The organism is Nocardioides acrostichi (genome assembly GCF_015319165.1).
In the GTDB taxonomy this organism is placed as follows: Bacteria; Actinomycetota; Actinomycetes; order Propionibacteriales; family Nocardioidaceae; genus Nocardioides; species Nocardioides acrostichi.
The window spans coordinates 1-2,254 of sequence record NZ_JADIVZ010000025.1; the positions used below are offsets into that span (position 1 = coordinate 1).

Here is a 2,254-nt window from a genome sequence, read left to right on the forward strand (position 1 = left end):
GCTCATCAAGTACAACACCGTCCGCCCGCACCGAAGCCTCGCTGGCATGACACCCTCGAAGTACGCCAAGATGCTCGACGAGGCGAGTTGTCCGTGAAAGAGGTGGTAGCCGATGAGAGTCCCTACCGCCACCGCAAGTGGACCAGTTCGAACATGCCGATCCCAGCGCAACGTCCGACGCACGATCGGCACAAGCTCAAACAAGTGTTGGACCAGAGAACTGGGGCCGAGCAGTATCAATACGCCGGGTCCAACCCAATCGCAAGCTCGGATCCAAGCGGGCTGATGACGGACTACGGCGCTAGTGGCGGCGTGGTACCGCAAACGAGCGACGAAAGGCATTTCGCCCCGATCAAATACGACACCCAAAACTACACCACCTACGACAGCTGGGATACGGGAGACCCCGTAAGCGAAACGCTTTACGACTACACATACTCCACGGATTTCAAGGTCAAGCACGAAGCCGAGGCACCGGCATACAAAACCCTCCAAATCCAGACCGCTTACGAGCACGCCCATCCCGAAAGGTTCAGTGACCCTGAACAGGGCGCAGCAATTGTCGACTTCCTTGTAGGGGAATTCACGGGCTGCGCTAAGGGAGAAGTAAGCAGCTGCCTTATCGCCGCCGGTGAAATAGCGACCGCTGGGGCAGGAAAGTTGGCGGTAGCCGGCGGCAAGGGTGCTGCGCTGACCTTCAAGGCGGTGCGCGCAGAGCGTAAAGTTGGCGACGCGCTCGTCGCCGCCGCAGACACAGCAGCCCGAGCCTGTTCTTTCTCTGGAGCCACCCTGGTGCTCATGGCCGACGGGTCGAAGAAGCCCATCGACCAGGTCAAGGTCGGCGAAATGGTGCTTGCGACCGACCCCGAGACCGGCGAACAGAAGCCCAGGAAGGTCGAGCACGTGTTCGTGCACGACGACGCGCTGACCGATCTTCAGTTGGCCGATGGGACGGTCTTGATCACCACCGAGGACCACCCCTACTGGTCGGTCGACGACCGGCGCTTTGAACGAGCAGACGAGTTGTCTCAAGGTGAGCGGGTTCTTAGCGCTGATAGCCGCACCATCCGGGTCTCAAGCCTTCAGCTCGAGACCACCCGAGAAGGCCTCGCCTACAACCTCGCGGTCGAGGGCATCCACACCTACCACGTCGGCGACGACGCCATCCTGGTTCACAACACCTGCAGCGTGCGCGCGATCTGGAAAATCACCGACGAGCAGAGTCTTGCCACGCGCGTGGTCGGTAGTCATAAGTATTCCAAGCAGGCCGACGGAACCTGGTGGTCCCGCGATACCGCTGGGCATGGCGGTTCTTCGTGGAAGGTGTACCGCGAGACGTCGAAGGGCCTCGAGTGGTATCGCGATGCCGATAAGTACGGCGATTACATTGATCCCGCGCTCAAGCATAAGAGTGACGCCGGCATGATAGTTCGGTGGTGATCAAAGATGATTGAGTCTGCCGACGAATTCGTGAGGCTCAGGACGAGTGCAGCGCCTGAAGACTATCGTCGTGCTGCGCATGATGCAGCCCCGGTGCGCATCTGGCTGGAGGTGATCGACCGCTACCCCCATATGCGACCTTGGGTGGCGCACAACAAGACGGTGCCGATCGAAATTCTTACCGTCCTCGCCTCCGACTCCGAGGCCGAAGTCCGTTGCGCGGTCGCAGACAAGCGAAAACTCACGGTCGGACTCTTTCGCCAGCTTGCCGCTGACCCCGACGAGGGCGTCCGAACAAGGGTGGCATACAACCGGAAGGCGCCCGTCGAACTGCTTGAAACTCTGGCCTTAGACCCAGCGGTCCTCGTTCATGAAGCAGCGCGGTCATCGCTCGCGCGTCGACCATCAGATTCGTGAGGTGGTCGTTGGCATCTCGCGGTCGAGAGTTGCTAGGACAGTCAACGCATGACCACGAGCCGGTGGTCTGTGACGGCCAGCGAGCCCGGTGAAGGATGCCGAGAACTCGGAAATGTGAGTGAGCCTCGGACCGATCGCACAGTCGCTGGCCTTGCAGGGGTGGGTTTCGAGTTGCTGCTCGCTCCGGAAGCTGCCGCTTCACCTTTGGTGTTGCAGCAGCCCAACGCGGGTGTCGCGTGTCGGATCTGATGGAGTGTCCGGCCCCCCGTCTTTCGGTCCAGTTCTTGTGAGAATCCATCCACAAGTGAGAGGACCGGTGTGAGTTCCTGATGGCTGCATCGAAGAGGTTGACCCCGGAGCAGATCGTGGCGCGTTTGCGGGATGCGGAGAAGTTGCA

The 2,254-nt window shown here is 60.5% G+C and carries 2 protein-coding genes; both read left to right on the forward strand.

Annotated features, from left to right (window positions below; all coding sequences use genetic code 11):
* The first annotated feature begins 93 nt into the window (after nt 1-93).
* Nucleotides 94-1,440, forward strand: coding sequence for a polymorphic toxin-type HINT domain-containing protein (locus ISG29_RS21800; protein WP_207793420.1), 1,347 nt, complete (start codon nt 94-96; stop codon nt 1,438-1,440).
* Nucleotides 1,441-1,446: 6 nt separating this feature from the next.
* Nucleotides 1,447-1,857, forward strand: a complete 411-nt coding sequence (locus ISG29_RS20375; RefSeq protein ID WP_194505284.1) for a hypothetical protein — start codon at nt 1,447-1,449, stop codon at nt 1,855-1,857.
* The last annotated feature ends 397 nt before the right edge of the window (nt 1,858-2,254 follow it).